Below are 21721 nucleotides of genomic sequence, written 5' to 3'. Positions count from 1 at the left end.
AAATAACATTGCTGGTACCTTGACATCTTTGTTAGCGGATTCAACTCCCTCATTGATATTGTTTTTTTCGTTGGTTGAATGCTCTTCGGTATTTGCAGATTTAGAGGAATGGGCGTCAATTGTGGTGGAGGTGGAAATATTGGTGGTATTAGTGTGTGCACCTGAAGCTGTCAGAAATATCAGGATCAACAATTCCTGCCCGAGCAATATTAGAGTTCGTTGTTTTGTTACCAGTTACCGTATTTTGTTCCTCTTGTGACTGTAATTTAGACTCTATAATGGAAATTGGTATAATATCCTTAAAATTAGAACGGGTAATATTTTCAATCGAATCTGTTTTCTTAATATCTATCAAGGCCTGAAGATCGTAAGGAGCGTGCGCCGGTACGGACATGACTACTCCGCTTCCTTCATCCGAAGTAACAAAACTGGCAGGCAAGATCGGAACGCTTTTTTTGGTAATCGGGACTGTCACCGTCAGACCAGCATATTCTGCGCCGCTAACCTCTTTAACTATGTTAACGTCGTAATTGAGATGAGTTAGTTTGTTTGTGGCTTCTTTACTTACCAACCAATTTTCTTTACCATCAATACTTACTATCAGATATTTTTCGTTTGGGTTAATCCAAAGATTGGTGACTCCAAAAAGAGTTTCAGGTCGTAGCGTAGCTACAGGCAAAAACAGATTACCGCTTTCAACTCCTTCTAGACGAAGCTTTATCAAAGTATATTCTGTAAACGCAGGTTCTACATCTCCCAAAGTATCGTGTTGACTCACAGGATTGCTATCATTTGGACACCAGCCCACTGGGTGAGACCCCTGTTCGATAACTCCGAGTTTTTTTAAGGTTTCAAATTGCCAAGATATTAATTTCTTGTAAACCGGATCGATAGTAGTAAATTCACGTCTCCAATCAATAGAGTATCCCATTTCCTTCATCCCCAACCTGATTTCATTGTGAAAGTACTTTGCAATCTTTAGAGGATCAACAAATGAATCGATATCTTTTTTATCAACTTTATAAATTGTCTTAAAGTTCTCTATAATTTCGGTATCACCGGCTTGTACTCTCTTTGACATTCCTAGTATTGGGGTGCCCGTATAGTGGAAACCCATCGGAAAAAGGACATTGTATCCCTTCAACCTCTTATACCGGGCATGTACGTCTGCAATGGTGTATGTTCTGCCATGTCCTATATGTTGAGGCGAATTTGGATACGGATAGGCCACAGTAATAAAAAACTTTTTTATGTTAGGTTGTGGGTCCGATCTATTTGTATGATTTTTATCCCAATAATCTAGCCATTTTTTCTCAATTGAATTCCAAATGTTTTCATCACTTGACATTTCCCTATCCCTATTGAAATTATTTCCCTCCTGTATTTGAAAATTCGGAATTTCTTTATGAATTTGTTGGTCAAAAATTAATAAATCAAGCAATCCAAAAATTTCTTAAGTCACTCCTCTAAGTTTCAGATGTAACAAAAAAAATTTACAGAAATTACTTTGCTTGCTTAGAAATATCTTGTCCTATAAATACACATGGGTAATTGGATTGTAGTATAATCTTTTTATGCTGAATATTATGCCCGCCCAAAGTCGATTTAAGTATACAAGCATCATGGGGGTTTGTGAAAGGCTTAAGTTAACCTCAAAAAGAATTATAGTTAAGATTGGAAAAGTCATTCGACTATTCTAAGTATCGAATTAGTAGTATTCTCATTCCGCTATTAATTGGAATTGTTTTGTTTTTGATTCTTTATCTTTATTCGCGTCTCACTACTCCAGGTCAGGATATATATCTCTCCAAGTCGCTTTATTCACTTGCTCAAATCGTCCTATGTTCCTTCCTCGTCAGTTTGGCTTTGTTTTTTGTCAGCATTCATAGATTCTACTTTTCTAAAAGCCATGCAGAAAAGGATCCCAAATCTCTATTATATCAGATTCAATACCCATTTAGGCTAAAAAAATACAAACTCATATTTTTTGGCAGTGCTGCAGCCTATTTCATTTTTTTTGGATTTCTATCGAATATTTTTATTTATTTCATTGACGATCACACTATTTTTTCGATAGTAACTTTACCTGCCTCAAACCACGGCTCGACACAGGTAGCAGACATAATTCCAAATGCTAATAGTACTGCAAATCATGCACCCCAGCAACAGCATCAAGAATTGCCTTCTAATAATCATCAGGATCTTTCTGCTCCCCATACTACCAATCCTGCTCCTTCTTCTTCTGAAACTTCTGCTCTTAATTATGAACAAGATCAAAATACTTTTAATTCAACCTTTGCAAAAAATTATCCTTATTTTCAACTGGTTATTTGCTGTAACTCAATAGGATATGTCCCGATGCTAATTATGAAGATGACTGAGCATTTTTCAATATTAATAATTCCTCTTAATTTAATAATTGCTACTGTAATTTCAGTTTTAGTGGGTCTGAACACCACTTTGAATATTTATTTGCTGTCGAGGCAAAGATCAATCAAGCTATCAAAAAGAAACTTTTTTGGGGCTGTAGGGATATCCGCTGGACTTTTTGTAGGCTGTCCCACATGCACTGGTAGTTTGTTTTACTCTTTAGTAGGGATCAGCTCGTTAGTGCTTTTTACATCACTTAATCTCTACCAAATACTCTTTGTTCTTATTAGCGTTCCCATGCTCTTTGCATCATTGCTTTTAATGATGAAGATTGCTCCAGAAATCTTTTATAGATTCGTGTAGGCTGTAAAAAAGAGAATTTAAAAAAAATGTGGGATGGCGGTTGTTTTACTCTTTGTCGATAAATTCGTCTGGAGATGGAGGTTCTGGAGCAATACCTTTTCTCTTTCTGATATCAGTTACCAGACTCCTGATAACCGATTGAGGTACTGCTTGCCATGTCTTAAAGTAAGTGCTCCACATTGCTTTGCCGGCTGTGCCACCTCTCATTGTTTCAGACAAGTCGAAAGTCTCTGAAGCAGGAACTTCTCCTAAAATGATAGCAATGACTCCTTTTTGATCTACGTTTAATAATTTTCCACGCTTTCCTGATAAGATACCGGCCACAGTGCCTATCTGTTCTTGTGGACATTTTACCTCAATTCCAAGAATTGGTTCCAAGAGTACCGGATCAGCAATAAGCATAGATCCCAACATAGCTCGTCTTGATGCGGGCATCAATTGTGCTAAACCTCTGTGAGCAGGATCCTCGTGGGGAACAAAGTGATGTAATACAAATTTGAGACCTCTTACTTGTTCTTGAGCAATTGGACCTGAATGAATTACATCATCAAAACCTGATTTTATGGAATCCATAGATTCCTGTATGAATTGGACACCCTTTGTCTCATCTGCAAGCATGTTACCGGTTGGATCAACTGTTACAACACTTCTTGCTTCGTCTGAACTCCAACCCTTTTCCCTTAGTATACGGGCCATTTCCTTTTTATCCATATCCTCTTTTAGTTGGCCCGTTCGTATCATCTCTATGATTTCCTCACTAAGAGGTTCCACCCTCAAAAAGATCTTGTTATGTTTGTTTGGTGATTTGCTCATTATTGGACCTGCTTTACCTTTTATAGTTTCACGATAATTAATCAATGGTTGAGTCGTTTTAATATCCAACCCTGCTTCTTGCAAAAGAGAAGTAGCAATTTCAAGGTGTAATACACCCATTCCAGCCATTAACGTCTCTCCGGTCTCCTCATTGATCTTAACAATAAGGTTAGGATCTTCAACTGTGATCCTTCTTAAGCCTTCAACTAATTTTGGTAAATCTTTAGGATGTTTTGGTTCCACTGCAATAGTAACTACAGGCTCAGAAACATACTTTATTGATTCAAAAGCATCAACGTTTTTCAATGATGATATAGTTTCTCCTGCAACAGCGTAATCTAATCCCAACAAAGCGGGTATATTACCGCATGGCAGAACACTTACAACTTCACGAGTATTACCCATGTAAATATTAACTGACTGTACCTTGCCTGTTCGTTTTGCATCAATCAAATAGACTTCATCTCCATCCTTTATGGTTCCTGAAAATAGACGTCCTGTCGCAACCCTACCTGCTTGTGGATCAACGTTTATCGTAGTAACCATCATCAGAGCCGGTCCATTCTCGTCACAATTAATCAGCGCTTTTCCAATGTCTGAATCTAAATCACCTTGCCAAATTTTTGGAATTCTATATTTTTGAGCAACGTGAGGTGGAGGGTGATGCTGAACAACCATACCCAGCACAGCATCATGTAGTGGTGCCCTTTCTGATAATTTCTTTATAGATGTGGGATCAGTTGAAGTATAAGCGTCATAAACATCTTTAAAACTGATCCCCTTTTTCTGTGCCACCTTGAAATTAAAACCCCAACGATCTTTGGCCGAACCAAAAGCTACTGTATTGCCTTGAATACTTACCTTCCATTTCTCTTTTAACTCGGGTTCAGCATATAGATCAACAAGTCTATTAAACTCTGCAATAATATTAGACAACCATTTTTGCATAGCGGCTGGGTCTAATCTCAATTCTTTAACTAATCTATCAATTTTATTAATGTATAAAACTGGTCTAACTCTCTCTTCTAGAGCTTGGCGTGTTACAGTTTCGGTCTGGGTCATTATACCCTCTACAGAATCAGAAACTACAACAACCCCATCAATTGCTCTAAGAGCTCTAGTAACTCTTCCTGTAAAGTCAATGTGCCCAGGCGTATCAATCATGTTGATCACATATTCTTTACCATCATCATTTTCGTAGAATAGCGTGACATTAGCCCCTCTGATAGTCATCTGCCTATTTTGTTCTAATTTCATAGAGTCCAAGGCCAAGGCTTGACCAGCTACACTTGGAGATATAATTCCGGAAGCTGCTAAAAGACTATCACTCATAGTTGTTTTTCCATGGTCTACATGAGCGATAACACCAAAATTTCTGATTTGATCTTTATTTCCAATAATCCTAAGAATATCTTGTGTCGATTTAAACTTGGGCATACTACATTTCAAAAAAGTTTTTCTAGGGTTATTAAACCTTCCTTGAGATAACAAGCACCTTATCATTTGATCTCTCCTCATCTGACTATGACAAAAAATGACAAGTTCTCATAGTTTTCCTAGGATAATAACAAGTAATTTCACTGAAATCTACCCTGGTTTAGTGTGCAGGATTAATCTATACGAAGAAATATACAATTCAAAAATCAAGAGTTAACTAGGCAAGACAGTCATGACTTTTGGCAGTTGTAAATTTGATGACCGCGAAATAATGGACGCCTGATCGTTAGTTAATCGCAACCCGTTAACTTATATTGCAACATTTATCTAAAAATTAGTAAAGTCATGGTAGATGAAATTAGGGTAGGTCATACTCCTGACGCAGATGACGCTTTCATGTTTTACGCCATAGAAAATGAATTAATCCCTATGAACAATTTTAGGATTGTCCATCATGTGGAGGACATTGAAAAATTAAATAAAAGGGCATTAGACCATGAGTTAGAAATTACCGCAATCTCCGCTCATGCACTAGCCTATCTAAGCAATTATACAATTTTGATGAGTGGTGGAAGTTTTGGGATAAATTATGGTCCCATAATTGTATCAAAAGAAAAAAATTCACTTGATAATGTATCCAATGGAGTGATTGGGATTCCTGGCTACATGACATCTGCATATTTGCTTATGACAATTTCTCTTGGAAAACAAAAATGTAAAGAATTTCTTTTTAGTGACATTCCTGATGCAGTATTTAACAATTTAGTAGATTATGGTCTGATAATCCATGAGTCTCAAATAACCTATGAATCACAAGAATTACACAAGTTATTTGATTTGGGGCAATGGTGGAATAAGACTTCGGGTGGTCTACCTGTTCCCCTTGGAATAAACGTTGCCAGCAATAACTTGATGAATATTTCACGAATTCGGGATTTTGATGAATTATTGAAAAATTCCATACAATATAGTCTGGATCATTTAGAAGAAGCAATTGAATTTGCTTCAAAATATGGAAGAGGGACTCAGAGATCGGTTTTAACAGAGTTTGTGAAAATGTATGTTAACGAATTTACCTTAGATATGAGAGAACAAGGAAAGAGTTCCATATCAAAGTTGTTTGAATTGGCACATGAAAAAGGCATTATTGAAAAAAATGTTCCTCTAAAATATTCAAGGTAAATTGGCTAGTCGAAATTTTGCTCACCCAAAGTAAGAGACTAGTACCAATATGCTTGTAAGCATGTTTAATTTAAAAACAATGTAGAAATTCAATCATTGCTGATAGGATTAAAGAAAGTATCCCTTTGCACCGGCTGTCGTCCTATTTCTTTTATCAAGAATTTCAATTCATTTGTTGTAGTTTGATTAGGTTTCCCAGCGGCTTTGAAAATTTCTTCTGAAAAGGCCGTTCCCACCAAATCATTACCACCATAGCAGAGTGCCACCTGTGCGAGTTTCTTGCCTAATGCGATCCAATAAACGGAGACATTGGGCAATACATTTGCCAGCAATAATCGCGCCAATGCAATTACCCTTAGATCATACGTTGAAGGACTTTCACTTGTAATAGTATGCTCCTTTTCCAACCGTGTATTCTCTAAACTAAATTTTAGCGGAATAAATGTAGTAAAACCGCCTGTCTTTTTATTTAACTCACGCAACTTTATAATGTGATCAACAATATCTTCTGGTGTTTCTATATGACCAAAAAGCATCGTACAATTGCCCCTCAAACCGATTTTATGTGCTTGATAAGCTGTATCCAACCACTCTTCTCCAGAGCATTTTCCAAGGACAATTTTATCTCTCGTATTCTTGTTAAAAATTTCTGCCCCACCACCAGGCAATGCATCCAGCCCCGCCTCTTTAAGTCGAGTCAATACTTCCTTTATCGAGTTCTTCGTAACCTTTGAAATAAAAAAGATCTCGGCAGGTGTCAGTGCCTTAATTATAACCTTGGGAAATCGTTGCTTAATAGACCTGAACATTCCCTCGTAATACTCCATATCCAACTTTGGATGGAATCCGCCAACGATATGAAGTTCAGTAGCATTTAATTGATTAATAGCTACTTCTGCTCTCTTCACAATGAGTTCATTTGTTAAAGTGTATGCATCATCATCCTTTTCCTTTCTATAAAATGCACACAGTTGACAACTTGCAGCACAGATATTAGTATAGTTTAGATAGTATGATGAAACAAATGTAACATTTTCGCCACGTATCTGTCTCCGCAGCCGATCGGCAGCGTTACCCAACAAAAATAGGTTTTCATTTTTCATGAGGTCGACGCCGTCCCTAAAGTTTAGTTCTTCGCCGTTCATCGCCTTTTCCAACGAAGCCGTTGGCTTGGCCAAAATGTTAGACAATACTATTAATCAACCATTTAAAAAATATAAGTGCTTTCAGAAAAAAAAACTAAAACTGTCAAAATCAAAGATTAAATTGTACGAAGAACAAGATTATTTAATCATTGCAAAATAGCCAGATCAGTCATGATATTTTTAAAGGTTCTGAATTAGAAAATACGGTAGATAAAATCCTAAATGATCAAGATTTAGAGATAAATGATCTCATTTATTTACTAAAATCGCCTGAAATTCAGAGGCTCGGATTAATAGGTAATAGCTTGCGTGAAAATTTGTATGGTAAGCAGGTTTCATTCATCAATAATATAATCCTTAATTATACAAACGTATGTGTAACTTATTGCAAATTTTGTGCTTTCTACAGGCCTCCTGGACACGAGGAGTCCTACACTGTCAGTAAGGAAGAAATAATTGAACGAATCGTTTTTGCAAAGAAAAATTATGATATAAAGCAAGTCTTATTTCAAGGCGGACACAATCCGAAGTTAAACATAGAGTACTTTGAAGATATATTTAATACGATCAGGTTAAAGTGCCCAGATGTTGCAATTCATGGTCTATCTGCATCTGAAATTGACATGATTGCAAGAGTAGATAAAAGTTCGCATCGAGAAGTTTTAGAAAGGCTGCACATAGCAGGATTGGAATCATTACCTGGAGCAGGAGCAGAAATACTTGTAGACGAGGTGAAGGAAATTATAAGTCCTCTTAAAATTTCAAGTCAAACTTGGCTGGAGATTATGGAGACTGCGCATAAGATTGGAATCAAGTCCTCAGCAACTATGATGTATGGAACAGTTGAAACAATAGAACAGCGTGCCCGTCATCTCCTAAAGATTGCAGAGCTGCAAAAACGTACACGTGGATTTATGGCTTTCATACCATGGAGTTTTGAACCAAATAAAACCGAGATCCAAGAAATTGGGACAGTTCAATATGCCATGGGAGGGTTTGAATTGTTGAAAATGATATCGGTATCAAGAATTGTGTTTAATGGATTAATAGATCATCTTCAATCTTCATGGCTTACTAACGGAATTGGCATGGCACAACTTGCAATATTCCATGGATCCGACGACTTTGGTGGCACATTAATAGGTGAAGAAGTAGTAAGCGCTACAGGTGCTCGGTCTACTGAGCTTTTGGCAAATAACATAATAAATGCAATAAAGTCAATGGGTTTTGTTCCAGTAGAGAGAAATAATAGCTATGATTGGTTGAGAACATTTTAGAAATTTTTTAGTTTATTTAATTATATAATTTTCCATTTTGACAAACTGAACTAATATAAATAGGTTTATAAATGAATTTATGTAAAAAATACAATTGTGCCAGTTGGAATAGATGACATGGCTATCTATGTTCCGAAGCTATATGTGGATTACAAAGACTTCGCTGAGGCTAGGGGAATAGACCCTCAGAAATTAGAATACGGTATAGGAATTAAAAAGATGGCTTTGGCCGATGCGAATCAAGACCCTGCTAGCATGGCCGCAAATGCTTGTATGAGGTTAATGAAAAATAATGATCTTCATCCTCAAGACATTGGTAGGATATATGTTGCAACAGAGTCTGGCTTGGACGAATCAAAAGCCATGAATTCATTTGTGATCGGAATGCTAGAACAAGTGTATGGAGAAAGTACGCTCGAACATGCGGGGGGTATCGAATGCAAATTTGCCTGTGTTAGTGGCTCATATGCTTTGTATGATAATACTAATTGGATTAGGGCTGGTGAAAGTAACGATAAAGCAGCTATTGTAATAGTTAGTGATATAGCAAAATACGATATTGGTTCCGCCGGAGAATATACCCAAGGAGCGGGGGCGGTTGCATTATTAATAAAGGAAAATCCCAGGCTTGTATCCTTCGATGAAAGAGTTACGTCAACTATAATAAAGAATGAGTATGACTTTTACCGCCCATTTGGGAAAGAAACTCCACTAGTCAACGGCTTGTATTCAAACTTGCTTTACCTAATTCAAGTAAGAAAGGCTCTTGAGACTTACAAAGAAAAAGCTCTCAAAACAGGAATTGTAGTTCTCAAGGAAGATGAATCAATTACAGATCATATCGACTATATTAGTGTGCATCTACCTTACCGTCGCATGGGCGAGAAAGCTTTGGCTTACTTGCTAAGACATGAATGGAGACACTTGCCACGATGGAAAAAAATAACAGAAGAAATAGGATTGGATGAGCCTGTACCCAAGGATCCTCGTGGGACTATAGAATCGATTTTGGCAGATGTGGAATTTATGAAGGCAGATGAAAGGTTTAGAAGAGAATTCATGAAAACTGAACATTACAAGAACGTATTTGACAGAAAAATGTCTTCATCCCTGCAAGCTTCAGCATTAATTGGAAATCTGTACACTGCTTCGATGTATATGGGGCTGAGGAGTTTATTGGAATTTGAATATCTAAAGAACGTTGATCTTTATGGTAAACGAATTGGATTTGGTTCTTATGGAAGTGGTTGTAGTGCAATGGTATTTTCGGGAGTGATCCAGGAGAATTATAAAGAATTAGTATCTCGTATGAATTTAGACAGAGATATTGGACCTAGGACAAAAATGTCTATTGAAGATTATGAGAAATTGCACAAAAATACACGAAAATATGATCAGGCATTTTTGAATGCAGAGGATGAATTTATTCTAGTTAATATTGGTGGCAATACCGCCGACAGAGCTGGATTCAGAGAATACTGCTACGCATCCTAGCCTGCATTATCTAATTTTTTTGTAAATGCTCAATTATTTCATCAATTTATATTTTATTTTAAGTTTATCAAAAAGATTTATCAATACTTTAGATTGATCTTTATTTTCTAATTCAAGGCTTAAATAAACTCCTGCTGTTCCTGCAGAAATGTTTGAACTTAATCTGTCATGGACTACTTCAACTATGTTTACATTTGCTCTTGTAATTTCATCAACAATGTTTTTGAGTGCACCAGGTTTGTCAGTCAACTCAATAAATAGTTTTATCATTCTCCCAGTTTGCATCAGCCCTTTTGCAACTACCTGACCTAGCAAATACATATCGACATTCCCTCCTGAGAGAATTGACACGATATTCTTATTTTTAGAAAGGAGTTTTCTATTCGATATAAGGTATGCCAGCGAGGCTGCACCTGCTGGCTCCGTAACTATTTTAGATCTTTCCATAAGTAGAAACATAGTTTTGACTATTGATAGGTCGTCAACTACTACAATGTCGTCTACAAATTTCTGAATTATCTGGAATGGAAGTTTTCCAGGTGTTTTTACTGATATACCATCTGCAATTGTATAACCATCTTGGACATTACTAATCTTATTTTTTTCTATGGATCTTTTCATAGATGGGAAGGCAACAGACTCAACCCCAATTATCCTGATTTTTGGATTAAATGATTTTGCAGCTATTGCAACGCCAGCTATTAATCCTCCACCTCCAACAGGAACGTAAATTTCATCAATTTGCTTCAAATCTTCAAGAATTTCTAAACCCACTGTTCCTTGTCCTGAAATAATGTCAGGATGGTCAAATGCAGGTACTGGTGTTTTCCCTTCGGTTTCTGAGATTTGGAGGGCATACTTTGATGATTCATCATAATTGTTTCCTTCTAAAATAACCTGGGCGCCATAAGATTTGGTGGCCGCAATTTTGGCTGGAGATGCATTCTTAGGCATTACAATTGTACATGCCATTTTATTCATCGCCGAAGCATAAGCCACACCTTGTGCGTGATTACCCGCCGATGCAGCTACAACGCCATTTCTTTTTTCTTCTCTGCCGAGTCCTTCGATCATAGCAACAGCACCTCTGACCTTAAAGGAGCCAGTCTTTTGATAGCATTCTAATTTTAAAAATATCTGATTATGACATATATTAGAAAAAGTATTTGAACGGATTAAGTCTATTTTTCTAATTGAAGACTTTGGCATTAACCTTTGGGCCTCTCTAATAGTATTTAGATCGATATTAGAAATTTCTATTCTCAAAAGATAGGTAATTTATGTTTAATTTATATCTAATTTTACAGAATTGGATTCTATTTAAACTACCAAATTGACGTATAGTATTCTCAACAAAAAGTGTATGTCATTTCAGCTGCCATGAATGAAGTAGCGAGTAAATTTAGCTAGTCCCGGAGTTACTTTTTTTAGCCGGTGTAATCATAAACCGTAGAACAGCGTCTTCTATTCTCAGAATAGTAATGGTAAATTTTTGAATATATTGCGATAGCTAATTGAATTCAATTTACAATGTAAAATCCGTAGGAGAAAAGGCGTCAACCTCAGGCAACGATATAACCTTTCTCACGCTTTCCTATCTAGGCCCAGAAATTTATTTTAAGGACTTAATAGTTATCACACAAATGTAGCTTTTTTCTCCATCAATTTTACATTGTGATGTTTATTGAATATTTACAGAATCAAGGATTCAACCTAGAAATAGCCGGTTGTATGGATAAAAACAGTATCGAATATTAGGAGTAAGTTCAAGATATTTGGCCAAATTAATAGGAAGGTTTCAAAATTGCATCCTTTGTAAATTGTCATACGAATAAAGCAAATTAAATATGACTATGACTGAGCATCTATTTTCTAGATATTTATCTTGTTTCACGTCTTTTATCAGATAGATAAATCTAGTTTTATCTATCCATAATATCCTTTTGAGAAATCTTATGAAATGGGGATTAATGGATTGCTAATATCTCAGTTATTTCATCAAACCCTCTTTTTATTTCATTTAGAGTTTCCTTAGATATTTTTTCGAAATTTATGACTGAGGTTTTTTCTTTTGTTTTTTTGTTTTTCATCATTTCAAAGTCAATATAGATTACCATACCTTCCTCTCCTTGAAGCATTTTATTTTGATCTAGGGAAGCTAGGTTGATTTGGTAAGCTTCTATAATAAAAGATTCTAACTTTTTCTTTAATTTACCTATGTGAATATCGTTTTCCTCAACAGAAGGATAATTTTCTTCCAGCTGTGAAGCCTTCTCAATAAGTCTCCCAGACAGTTCACTTTTTGTAAACAAATCTTCAAAAAGCTGAGAATTATCGACTTCTTTATAACCCAACTTTTCTAATTCTTCCTTAATTATCCGATCTCCTTCGGTGGTAATTTCATTCTTCGTATTACTGTTTAGATTCTCAGCCTCCCTAATTTGCTTTGATAGATTTATGACTTCTTTATCAACTTGATAGTAGAATAGGGAATGAAATTGTATACCCAAATAAACATACAAGTAATAATTTTCAATTTCTAAACTCAATTGAATATAGATACGCCGCAAATCGTCTGACTTGGTTGACTGAACACTCACTATTTGCCACTTAGTGGGACGGCTGGTTATTGATTTCTCAACTGAATTGAAAAATTTGACAATGTGATTTGGGTCAAATGAGCTGATATCTATAACAGAGAAATCAGCAAGCATAACTTTGGTTTCAAAGGTTACAAAGTTTTTCTTTATTGCATTTTCGAATGCTTCCTTCAGGTCATGATAAAAATTATTTATTAGAATGATAATATCTTTGTCTTTTCCCTTTTCTTTTAAAGGTAATCGCATTTATTTTAATATTGACACTACCTATTTATGTTTGAATAAAAGAGTACGCATCAATAGATTAAAATATCATCTGATGGACAATATCTTTATGCCGACTGCTTATATATTGATAAATTGTATCTTAGGAAAAGAAGAGGACATTATAAAGCAAATATCTCAAATTCAACAGGTAAAAGAAGTTCGTGGCACATATGGTGTTCATGATATGTTTGTGAAAATTCAAACCGATACGGTTGATGAGATGAATAATACAATAACGAATAGCATAAGAAAAATAAATGGTATAACTTCGACTGTAACTCTAGTTTCCATTCCAGAGCAGGGTGGAAGAGGTTAACTTTGTTTATTTTTTAATATGCAAGAAAATTAGAAATGTGCTTAATCCAACGGTAATCCAACCTACAGCTCCAACTATAACAAAAATGAAATAAATCGGGACTATCAATGCAATTGCCGATAAGGCCGCGCCAAAACACCACATAAAGAGAAGAATTTGAATATCTATTTTAGAAACTTGCATTTACCCTCTTAAATCCTCATCGTATCCCAATATAGTATTAATCGTGGTTCCACACTCATTACAGATTTGGAATTCGATGAACTCCAAATCATCATACTTACGGTAAGAGAAACTTTTCTTATGCATACAAACCATTTTTCTAAAATTCTTGATTATACAGTTAGCACCTCATATATTCTTGAAGTGCCGCCGGTGAGATTTGAGCTCACGACAGCTCGGTCTTCAGCTTCACCCTGCTTTATCTTGCAGTCGAGTGCTCTTCCAGGCTGAGCTACGACGGCACATTTTAAAAACATTATCTAATATTATATATATTATTGCTTTACTGGTTGGTAGAAAAAATTTATATCAAAAAGATATGCATGATTATTAAATAAAATTCAACCCCAATCCTAATAAATAAATGAGTATATTTTAAAGAATTAGCTATGACAAATAAGAATGAATTGGACACTTCAGCTAATGAATCGTCTTCAGTATTTGAAAGTCCAGAAGAAAAAAAGAAAAGGTTTCTAATGGAATTCGAAAATCCATTTAAATGCGACAAATGTAGCGAGAGGTTCAAAAAGAAAAAATATCTAAGAGAACACAAAGCCGAAGTACATGCATACTAGTTGTGTTAGCTTGAGGATGTTGGCTTCTGTAACCTTTTAAGAAGCGCTAAGAAAAATTAATTCAATTATATGAAGATTTATACCAAATCTGGGGACAAGGGTAAAACTAGTCTATTTGATGGAAGCCGTGTTGATAAAGCAAGCAATAGAATAAAGTCGTATGGTGTCATAGACGAGGTAAACAGCCATGTTGGAGTTCTCATATCTCTCTCTTATAACAAACATGAAGTCCTAGATCTAATTAACATGCTCTTGGTTATACAGAAACAATTATTTGTTCTTGGAAGTGATCTTGCTAATCCGTCGAACAAAATTTCGGATTATCCTCGTATAAACCCGGAGGATGTCACTTATCTAGAAAATCAGATTGATGGCCTAGACGAGCATTTGGAACCTTTAAAATCCTTTATTCTTCCTGGCGGATCGATCCAGGCATCACAATGTCATGTGATTCGTACTGTAATTCGCAGGGCCGAAATTTCTATGGCCGAATTATATTCAAATAATGAAATAAGTGATAGTGCTTTTATCTATATTAATAGATTATCAGACCTTTTTTTTATGCTGGCTAGGACATTTAACAAGCGACAGGGACGGGATGACATAATCTGGAAAAAAGGATGATTTTTTTTGGAATCTTGTCATAAAGTAACTCGATTTGCTCATAAGGCAAGAAAATAAATTGACAAATCATAAAATACGAAGTTGTCAACGTTATCTGATATTATGCTCTAATACTATAGGTATCAAGACACCAGCGGGTTCAACGAAGTATTTTTCATTATAAGAATTTTGAATGGAAATTTCAGTTACAAGTGTTTTTTCTTTGTAATTTTACTAAAAATCATGTAAATAACCCTAAGATATACAGTATGGAAAGTCGATACAAAGAGGGTTATCCCACTCCCTAGAATTATTCCGCCTATTACATCTGTTGGATAGTGAACACCCAAGTAAATGCGAGAAATAAATACAAGCAGCGCCTCTAGAACGAGTCCTGAAAATATTAGTAAGTTTCGTTTGGTTTTTTTCAAAAACAGCCCAAACGCAGTGATTCCAACTGCGACTACACTTGCATGACCAGAGGGATAGGATTTGTCCTCCTGTTTTTCTGATAAAACATCTAGTAAGTGAATGGGTGGTCGATCTCTATCCGACATTTCTTTTGCCAGAGAATTAAACGGAATAACGATTAGCAATGAGAAAACAATTACTACTGAGATCATCTTTCCGTGATAACCAGCGAAAACAAAACAAACCAATATAACAAATATCCAAAAAAACTCTCTTCCATAATCCGAAATAAGTTTCATAAGAGAATCTAAATATGAATTATGAATTAATGAAAAGTAGACCACTACTTGCTCATCAAAATCCATCAAAAATTGCCCTTCGGGAAGAACACGATTGTTTGTCAAAAAAATAACAGTTGAGAATAAGATAAAAACTGTAATAAGAAAAATTCCTGTATAAAAATAATCCATTGACATGTTTGGCCTACATGATGCTTTATGGGGGGGAGACTGATGGTTCAATAATTAGTCAATCATACCCTAAACTTGAATTAATTTCTATTGAAAATTATATGTATTAAACTTAAGAACTAATCAAATGACAGATATTTTAAAGCAGATAAGTTAATGCCTTAAAGTTTGATGCTAAAGAGACTGGAAATCAATTAAGATCATAGCAATGGAGGAATCGAATATTCCCACATATCAAATAAATTTTGACAAATTGTATTAAACGAATTTCAAACGGTATTCCCAATTGCCGTAAAAGAAGCAGATCGATGATGTACAAACCTGTCGAATTCTACAATCTCAAACATACTAAATTCTTAAATATATTAATTGTGCTGAAAAATAAATTTGAATCGTTTGATTATGGATAGTACTTTAATTACCTTAATTAAGAATAGTAGTATAATTTTTGATTTAACTGTACTAAATGTATTTGACAGTATTATAAACTGTAATCTCTGTTACCTCAAAATTTACTATAATAGTTACCGATATGGCATAAAACAAGAATTTGCAATTGCTTGCCTACTTGTCTTGACAGCATTTTCTAATACGAAAAAAACAGCGTACCAAAAGGGGGTATAAATATTGGCAACATATTTCGAACGGATCAAGTTTTTTTATGGCATTGGATTGGCTATAATGATTCTCTTAGGAAATAGTGGATTTGTAATCATATCTCCTAAAATTTCTCTTGGACTCATAAATGATCCTTCGATATTACAGTTACCTATTGACATTTCATCCGAATCCCTCCTTTCCAAACAGCAACTTGAAAAATCTCTTCAGTTATCCAAAAATGCTGAATCCTTATTATTACAGGAACCGGATAATGATGAGGAAAGAGACCATTCTAGAACCGACAACACAGAAGAATCAAACGAGCCAAGCTATCTTGATGAAGATCAATACCAAACAGAAAAAAGATACAAGCAGGTCGGAGAAAAAGGAAATTCTGTTTTCCAAGAGAAGAACTATATAAAATATGAAGAGAAAGAGAACGATTCTAAAAATAGCAATGATAATAATCAAACTCCAACCAATACTAACAATAACAATCAAGGTACCCAAAACAACAACCAAAACAAGCAAAAGAATATCAAAGGTCCTGTTAAACTCACTTTTGTTGATTCTTATTGGACTAATAATGTCGCTCCTGAAACAGTTGTAGCAAGTATCTCTTCGGGCCAAGTTACAGCTCAGCAAATGCCTCCAGTTGCTAGACAGGAAGTAGACCCGGGAGAGGGTAATTCGGTACTTGCTGTCACAATAATTAATCAAGGTTTTTCCGATATTTCAGGCGTTAAGGGTTACTTTGATTTTCCAAATGGCTTTAAGGCCCTAGTTACACCTGATAATGTAGATTCAGATACTGCAATTTCTAGTTACAATGGTGTAGTAAAAGCGGGGCAATCATTTGTCCTTTACTTTCCAGTCAATATTTTGCAAAATACACAGGTGGGAAAGGAATATCAAGGAGATCTGAAAATTAAATATTTTAAATTAACGGAACAATCAAAAAAGGATTTTAGAACTGCCAATATTGAAGTGCCGTTTCGATTAACAGGAAAGGTAATCTTGGAACTGAAGGGAACAGACCAAGACTCAATTGCGCCAAATGCAAATGGACCTAGTAATATTTATCCTTTCGGTAGATCGGACATCATTAATGTTATGGCCGGCTCTCCAAATACTCTTGACATCAAATTGTCAAATAAGGGTACAGCTACAGCAACTGGCGTTACTGTCAATGTCCTAAATAGTAATCAACAAGTAACGACAAATGTAAATCCGGGCGATGGAAGTAGTAATTCTACACTACAATCGAGTCAGTCTACCACGCAGGTTCCCTTCATTAATTTAGGAAATACAGTCTTTAACGTAGGTTCTATATCGCCCAAACAAGAATTTAGTATCGACCCAGTCATTTTCCCTCCAGCATCTTCTGGAAACGTCCTTCAAAATATAGATATCAGAATTTCTTTTAATGACGCATATGGTAATAAAAAGACGATAAACCACTTGGTGGGCATTCAAATCGTTCCTACATCTCCGCAGAACGATCTCTATGTATCGCCTGCAACAGTTGTGACGCAGGAGAATACGAATATTCAACCTATTCAATTTGAAAAAGATCAATTCATTAAATCTGAATCTAACGATCAACACTTCGGATATGAAAAGTTGGCAGATTTGTATCCCTACCACCTCTACCCTCTAACGACATTAGTATCCCCAAAAAATCATCTTTATAATGTCCAATTAACGGATAACGCTCCAAAACCAGACCCTACCGAGGAAAACCAGATTCAAATCGTAGCAGGAAAAGTCTCAAAAATCAATTTTAGCATTAATGGATTCGACAATTCTGGATCGGGAGGCAAAAACATTATATCCAATCTTGCAGTCAGTATTACACCACAATCACCTTCGGTAAAAATTGTTGGAAAATCTCTATGGAATTTACCGACCTTGGGCTCCCAAAGCAACATATTATCTACGGACGTTTTTGCTTCGCCATCGTTGATAGGGAACCCAATTTTTTTCACGGTGAAGGTTCAATATCTCAAGAATTATCAAGAACTAAAAACGGCTACTTTTAATCTTGGTGCAATCATTACCGGAAACATAAAATTATCTGTGAATGATTTGACTATAAGAGCTATCGGTAACCAATATAATCTTGCGGGGAATATTCTAAATGAGGGTAACTCTGTAGGTCAATTTTCTAAAATATCCATACTTGATGACAGTGCGAATACATCCGCGAATGGTATTACGCAAGAATCCCCGCTTCCTGAAAGTGAAGAATACATTGGAGATCTCCCCGTAAACATTCCAATTCCTTTTAATATACCACTGTCCCAATCCATGATGTCAAAATTAATAAAAGAGACCGAAAGTCAGGATGGTTCTTACCAAGATGACATGACATCTACAGTGATGATCCCGTTGAAACTGACTTATACAGACAGTGTCCAAATGATACAAGAAAGCATCAATTCATATCCCCTCACATTAGACGCGAAAATTGTCTCTGCATTCGGCGGATTGGCCTTGAACAACGGCTTTGTAGATTCTTACTGGGCGGTAGATGCACCATTACAAAGCAACTCGGCATCTACAACTTCTTTTACTAGAACCTCTATACAAAAGGCCGTTGCTCCTGGGGATGGGTCTTCTATACTAGCTGTTGAACTAACGAACACAGGATTTGCAGACATTTCTGGAATTACAGGTTACTTGCGATTACCACCAGGATTTCAGCCTGACAATTCTCAATTTAACAATGGTAACAATGGACTACCTTATCCTGATACATTAACTGCAGTTTCATCCAATGGTAACATAATCAAATCTGGTCAAACGTATACACTTTATTTTAAAGTGAAGGTATTGGAATCGGCCACAATTGGAAATCATATAGGATCTCTCACGATCTTTTACTTTAAGGTTCCTGATACAAAAGTGGGTACCTATCGAACCCAAGAAATAGATTTTCCGTTTTACCTTCCTGGAAAACCTATATTGGATCCATCGTCTAATGCAACAGATCTTGAACCAGGAATAAGTAATCCAGTTAAGATTTATATAAATAATAGAGGAAGCGCACCTGCTACAGGCGCGACTCTGCAAATTTCAGAATCTGATGATACAGTCATATCATCCGGTACCGCAGAAATAATAGGACGGAATGCAACTTCCGCCAGTAGTATCCAAGATGATTCTGTCTCCGTCCCTCTGATTACGACCGGCCAAAGTACGTTCGATCTTAAATCCATCCCAGTGAATGGTTACTCTGAAGTCCAGATTAATATTATTCCGTCGGTAGACTCCGAGGAAAGTTTGCAAAAACTGAACCTCCACCTCACCTATGTTAATCCAGTTGGAGTCCTTACTACAACTGACAAGACCATAGGTTTTAGGGTGTTACCAAACCCACCTGATGGGGGATTGAGTGTAACTGGTAGTAGTCCGGCTGATGAGAGTACCGAAGAAGGGTTGAGTGTAACTGGTAGTAGTCCGGCTGATGAGAGTACCGAAGAAGGGTTGAGTGTAACTGGTAGTAGTCCGGCTGATGAGAGTACCGAAGAAGGGTTGAGTGTAACTGGTAGTAGTCCGGCTGATGAGAGTACCGAAGAAGGGTTGAGTGTAACTGGTAGTAGTCCGGCTGATGAGAGTACCGAAGAAGGGTTGAGTGTAACTGGTAGTAGTCCGGCTGATGAGAGTACCGAAGAAGGGTTGAGTAGAAGTACTAACAGTTCGATATTAAACGTGGAAAACAATACTGATGGTCAAACCGAGAGTTTGGTAGAAAATTCTGTAAAACAGCCTCAAAACCTGTCTCAAAATAGAGAAACCGAAAAACTTGATGGAGAGTTATCCTTCATTTCTTTATCTGATACTTCAACTAGGACAAATTATTCAAACAACCTTTCCAAACAGCCTTTGTCATCTAAGAATCCACAAGATCAAACTATATTCATAACTGCGGGAAAAATTGATGATTTCAGATTCAATATTACCAACAATAATGATAACGAGATACGTAATGCAGTGGTAACGTTAACTGTAAATACAGATTCTTTAGAAATACTGGGAAGCTCTAAATGGGATTTAACAAGAATTGATCCAAAAACATCCGTATCACTTCCAACAAAAATATTCGCCTCAACTTCCTTGATAAATAGTCCTGTATCTTTCAATGTGAACATTGAGTATGTAAGCAACGGTCAATTGAAAACAAGTTCCTTTAACATAGGAGCAAATGTTGTAGGAGAAATTGACGTAAGTGTTAATGATCTTGCAGTAGATAACATAGGAGGTATCTTGAATGTAGTAGGAAACCTTCTTAATAAAGGAAACACAGGAGGGCTATTTACCACTGTTGAATTAGTAACTGATGAAAAATTAATCAAAGACGAGATAAATAAAATGTCATTAACAGGGAAAAATGTTACTAACTTACGAATAGTTTCACCGTTATCTACTACTCCTCAGTATTTGGGAGATTTAGAAGAGGATTCACCATTACCATTTAATATTCCTCTTTCAACAAGCAACAAATCTTCCTCTGGAAACTATTTGGTTCCATTAAAAATTGAGTATTATGATGATTTAAGAAATTTATACACAGTTTTCTCAACCAATATTGTAAATATTGAAATGCCCCCGCAGCCTACGAACGACAATCAGGGCTTGGGAAGTATTTTTTCTGGCTCCAACCCATTAGGTTTTATAATTCTGATAATTATTGCTGTTATTGTATTACTAGTGATAAGATACCTGAAAAGGAGGAGGAGAAATAAGAAACAGAAAAGTAAGAAACAATTGAGTAAAAGTAATAATTTCATCGATTTGTTAGATAATGTCAAGAAAAGTGGAGAAATAAATCGTAAAGACGAATCAGAGCAGAAAAAATAAATTCTTCTTTTTAAGGAGTATATAATTCTGCTGACGCTACCTAATAGGAGTAACTAATTGTGCCAATTACCCCAGAATTTTTAATCCAAACCCAACTAATAGTACAATTGTTAGAATGATTGACCCCAAGCTTAAGAATTTTAGAGCGTTTTCATAACTTTTTGTTTTTTCTGTTAGGATGTTATTTCGTTTATTTTCCTTGTAGATCCTCGAAATCTTTATCTCCATGTAGCTTAGGGCAAAAGGAATCAAAGATAGTGAAATTGCAAGAAGGTGTATGAAATTAGTTTGAATCACAAATCCTGCAAGAAAAGGAAGCATCCCCCATGAAATCGAAAACCAAAAATTGTTGTGAAATCTCCCACCAAACAACTCAAAGTTATATGCAAATAGAAAAAAACCTTCTAGTAGTCCAATGATAATTAAATAAGGTGCAAAATTATAAGCATAGTAGAATCCTAAACTGTAAGCAACTACTAGTGTAAAAATAATAATAGTCCAAGATTGTTTTTTGCTTAACAATTCTCCCCAAGGTTTTACCCGATTCGATCCAATGGCATCTGCAACATGAGCTGCAATCCCCAAGGACAGAAAATAAACTAGTATAATTCCCGCCATTCTCTCAAAATGAACGTTCGGTGACAACAAACACCCCCAAACGACGAATGATAAACACATACCTGTATATGGAAGAAAAAGCATTCCGCAGACCA

16 protein-coding genes and 1 tRNA gene are annotated in these 21721 nt (G+C 35.9%); 8 read left to right on the top strand and 9 right to left on the bottom strand.

Translation table 11 applies throughout. The features are described 5' to 3' along the window. Positions 1 to 148: 148 nt before the first annotated feature. Entirely contained in the window at positions 149 to 1441 is a 1293-nt protein-coding gene (locus ACMT7R_RS05245) for a class I tRNA ligase family protein (protein WP_415310465.1), read from the bottom strand. Between the two features lie 233 nt (positions 1442 to 1674). Here ACMT7R_RS05245 and ACMT7R_RS05240 point away from each other — a divergent pair, with 233 nt between their 5' ends. Then, positions 1675 to 2733: a hypothetical protein gene (locus tag ACMT7R_RS05240; protein ID WP_415310464.1), complete on the top strand. Its 1059-nt coding sequence runs from the start codon at positions 1675 to 1677 to the stop codon at positions 2731 to 2733. Positions 2734 to 2778: 45 nt separating this feature from the next. Here the strand turns inward: ACMT7R_RS05240 and ACMT7R_RS05235 are convergent, their stop codons facing one another. After that, on the bottom strand, positions 2779 to 4983 hold the full coding sequence (locus ACMT7R_RS05235) for an elongation factor EF-2 (protein WP_415310462.1): 2205 nt from the start codon (positions 4981 to 4983) through the stop codon (positions 2779 to 2781). 345 nt (positions 4984 to 5328) lie between these two features. Here ACMT7R_RS05235 and ACMT7R_RS05230 point away from each other — a divergent pair, with 345 nt between their 5' ends. Beyond that, entirely contained in the window at positions 5329 to 6165 is an 837-nt protein-coding gene (locus tag ACMT7R_RS05230; protein ID WP_415310461.1) for a menaquinone biosynthesis family protein, read from the top strand. A gap of 89 nt (positions 6166 to 6254) precedes the next feature. Here ACMT7R_RS05230 and ACMT7R_RS05225 read toward each other — a convergent pair whose 3' ends face one another. After that, positions 6255 to 7310 carry a radical SAM protein gene (locus ACMT7R_RS05225; protein WP_415310580.1) on the bottom strand — a complete coding sequence of 352 codons (1056 nt, stop codon included), beginning with the start codon at positions 7308 to 7310 and terminating at the stop codon, positions 6255 to 6257. Positions 7311 to 7459: 149 nt separating this feature from the next. Here ACMT7R_RS05225 and ACMT7R_RS05220 point away from each other — a divergent pair, with 149 nt between their 5' ends. Together ACMT7R_RS05220 and ACMT7R_RS05215 are read left to right on the top strand one after the other, a co-directional pair. Continuing rightward, the gene (locus ACMT7R_RS05220; protein ID WP_415310460.1) at positions 7460 to 8587 is read left to right on the top strand and encodes a CofH family radical SAM protein; all 1128 of its coding nucleotides are present in this window, start codon (positions 7460 to 7462) and stop codon (positions 8585 to 8587) included. A gap of 96 nt (positions 8588 to 8683) precedes the next feature. Next, positions 8684 to 10081 carry a hydroxymethylglutaryl-CoA synthase family protein gene (locus ACMT7R_RS05215; RefSeq protein ID WP_415310459.1) on the top strand — a complete coding sequence of 466 codons (1398 nt, stop codon included), beginning with the start codon at positions 8684 to 8686 and terminating at the stop codon, positions 10079 to 10081. A gap of 33 nt (positions 10082 to 10114) precedes the next feature. On the opposite strand, the gene ilvA is transcribed toward ACMT7R_RS05215, so the two are convergent. Together ilvA and ACMT7R_RS05205 are read right to left on the bottom strand one after the other, a co-directional pair. Continuing rightward, positions 10115 to 11290 carry a threonine ammonia-lyase gene (ilvA, locus tag ACMT7R_RS05210; protein WP_415310457.1) on the bottom strand — a complete coding sequence of 392 codons (1176 nt, stop codon included), beginning with the start codon at positions 11288 to 11290 and terminating at the stop codon, positions 10115 to 10117. Between the two features lie 758 nt (positions 11291 to 12048). Beyond that, positions 12049 to 12927, bottom strand: a complete 879-nt coding sequence (locus ACMT7R_RS05205) for a hypothetical protein (RefSeq protein ID WP_415310455.1) — start codon at positions 12925 to 12927, stop codon at positions 12049 to 12051. Positions 12928 to 12958: 31 nt separating this feature from the next. Here ACMT7R_RS05205 and ACMT7R_RS05200 point away from each other — a divergent pair, with 31 nt between their 5' ends. Further along, complete coding sequence (locus tag ACMT7R_RS05200) at positions 12959 to 13264, top strand: Lrp/AsnC ligand binding domain-containing protein (protein WP_415310453.1); 306 nt, start codon at positions 12959 to 12961, stop codon at positions 13262 to 13264. 6 nt (positions 13265 to 13270) lie between these two features. Here the strand turns inward: ACMT7R_RS05200 and ACMT7R_RS05195 are convergent, their stop codons facing one another. Together ACMT7R_RS05195 and ACMT7R_RS05190 are read right to left on the bottom strand one after the other, a co-directional pair. Beyond that, positions 13271 to 13447 carry a hypothetical protein gene (locus ACMT7R_RS05195; RefSeq protein WP_415310451.1) on the bottom strand — a complete coding sequence of 59 codons (177 nt, stop codon included), beginning with the start codon at positions 13445 to 13447 and terminating at the stop codon, positions 13271 to 13273. Between the two features lie 184 nt (positions 13448 to 13631). Beyond that, positions 13632 to 13728: transfer RNA gene (locus ACMT7R_RS05190), tRNA-Phe, on the bottom strand. Positions 13729 to 13875: 147 nt separating this feature from the next. Here ACMT7R_RS05190 and ACMT7R_RS05185 point away from each other — a divergent pair. Together ACMT7R_RS05185 and ACMT7R_RS05180 are read left to right on the top strand one after the other, a co-directional pair. Further along, a complete protein-coding gene (locus tag ACMT7R_RS05185; protein WP_415310450.1) occupies positions 13876 to 14061 on the top strand; it encodes a hypothetical protein in 186 nt (61 codons plus the stop codon). A gap of 69 nt (positions 14062 to 14130) precedes the next feature. After that, complete coding sequence (locus ACMT7R_RS05180; protein WP_415310449.1) at positions 14131 to 14685, top strand: cob(I)yrinic acid a,c-diamide adenosyltransferase; 555 nt, start codon at positions 14131 to 14133, stop codon at positions 14683 to 14685. Positions 14686 to 14870: 185 nt separating this feature from the next. On the opposite strand, the gene ACMT7R_RS05175 is transcribed toward ACMT7R_RS05180, so the two are convergent. Next, positions 14871 to 15479: a phosphatase PAP2 family protein gene (locus ACMT7R_RS05175; RefSeq protein WP_415310448.1), complete on the bottom strand. Its 609-nt coding sequence runs from the start codon at positions 15477 to 15479 to the stop codon at positions 14871 to 14873. A 693-nt stretch (positions 15480 to 16172) separates the two neighbouring features. On the opposite strand from ACMT7R_RS05175, the gene ACMT7R_RS05170 reads away from it, so the two are divergent. Beyond that, positions 16173 to 21008 (top strand): hypothetical protein, encoded by a 4836-nt coding sequence (locus ACMT7R_RS05170; RefSeq protein ID WP_415310446.1) that lies wholly within the window; start codon positions 16173 to 16175, stop codon positions 21006 to 21008. A 66-nt stretch (positions 21009 to 21074) separates the two neighbouring features. Here ACMT7R_RS05170 and ACMT7R_RS05165 read toward each other — a convergent pair whose 3' ends face one another. Then, positions 21075 to 21653: a hypothetical protein gene (locus ACMT7R_RS05165; protein WP_415310445.1), complete on the bottom strand. Its 579-nt coding sequence runs from the start codon at positions 21651 to 21653 to the stop codon at positions 21075 to 21077. Positions 21654 to 21721: the final 68 nt, after the last annotated feature.

The organism is Candidatus Nitrosocosmicus sp. FF01 (assembly GCF_047711275.1).
In the GTDB taxonomy this organism is placed as follows: Archaea; Thermoproteota; Nitrososphaeria; order Nitrososphaerales; family Nitrososphaeraceae; genus Nitrosocosmicus.
The sequence above is the reverse complement of the archived record's forward strand: the minus strand, read 5'-3'. Positions and strand labels throughout refer to the sequence as shown.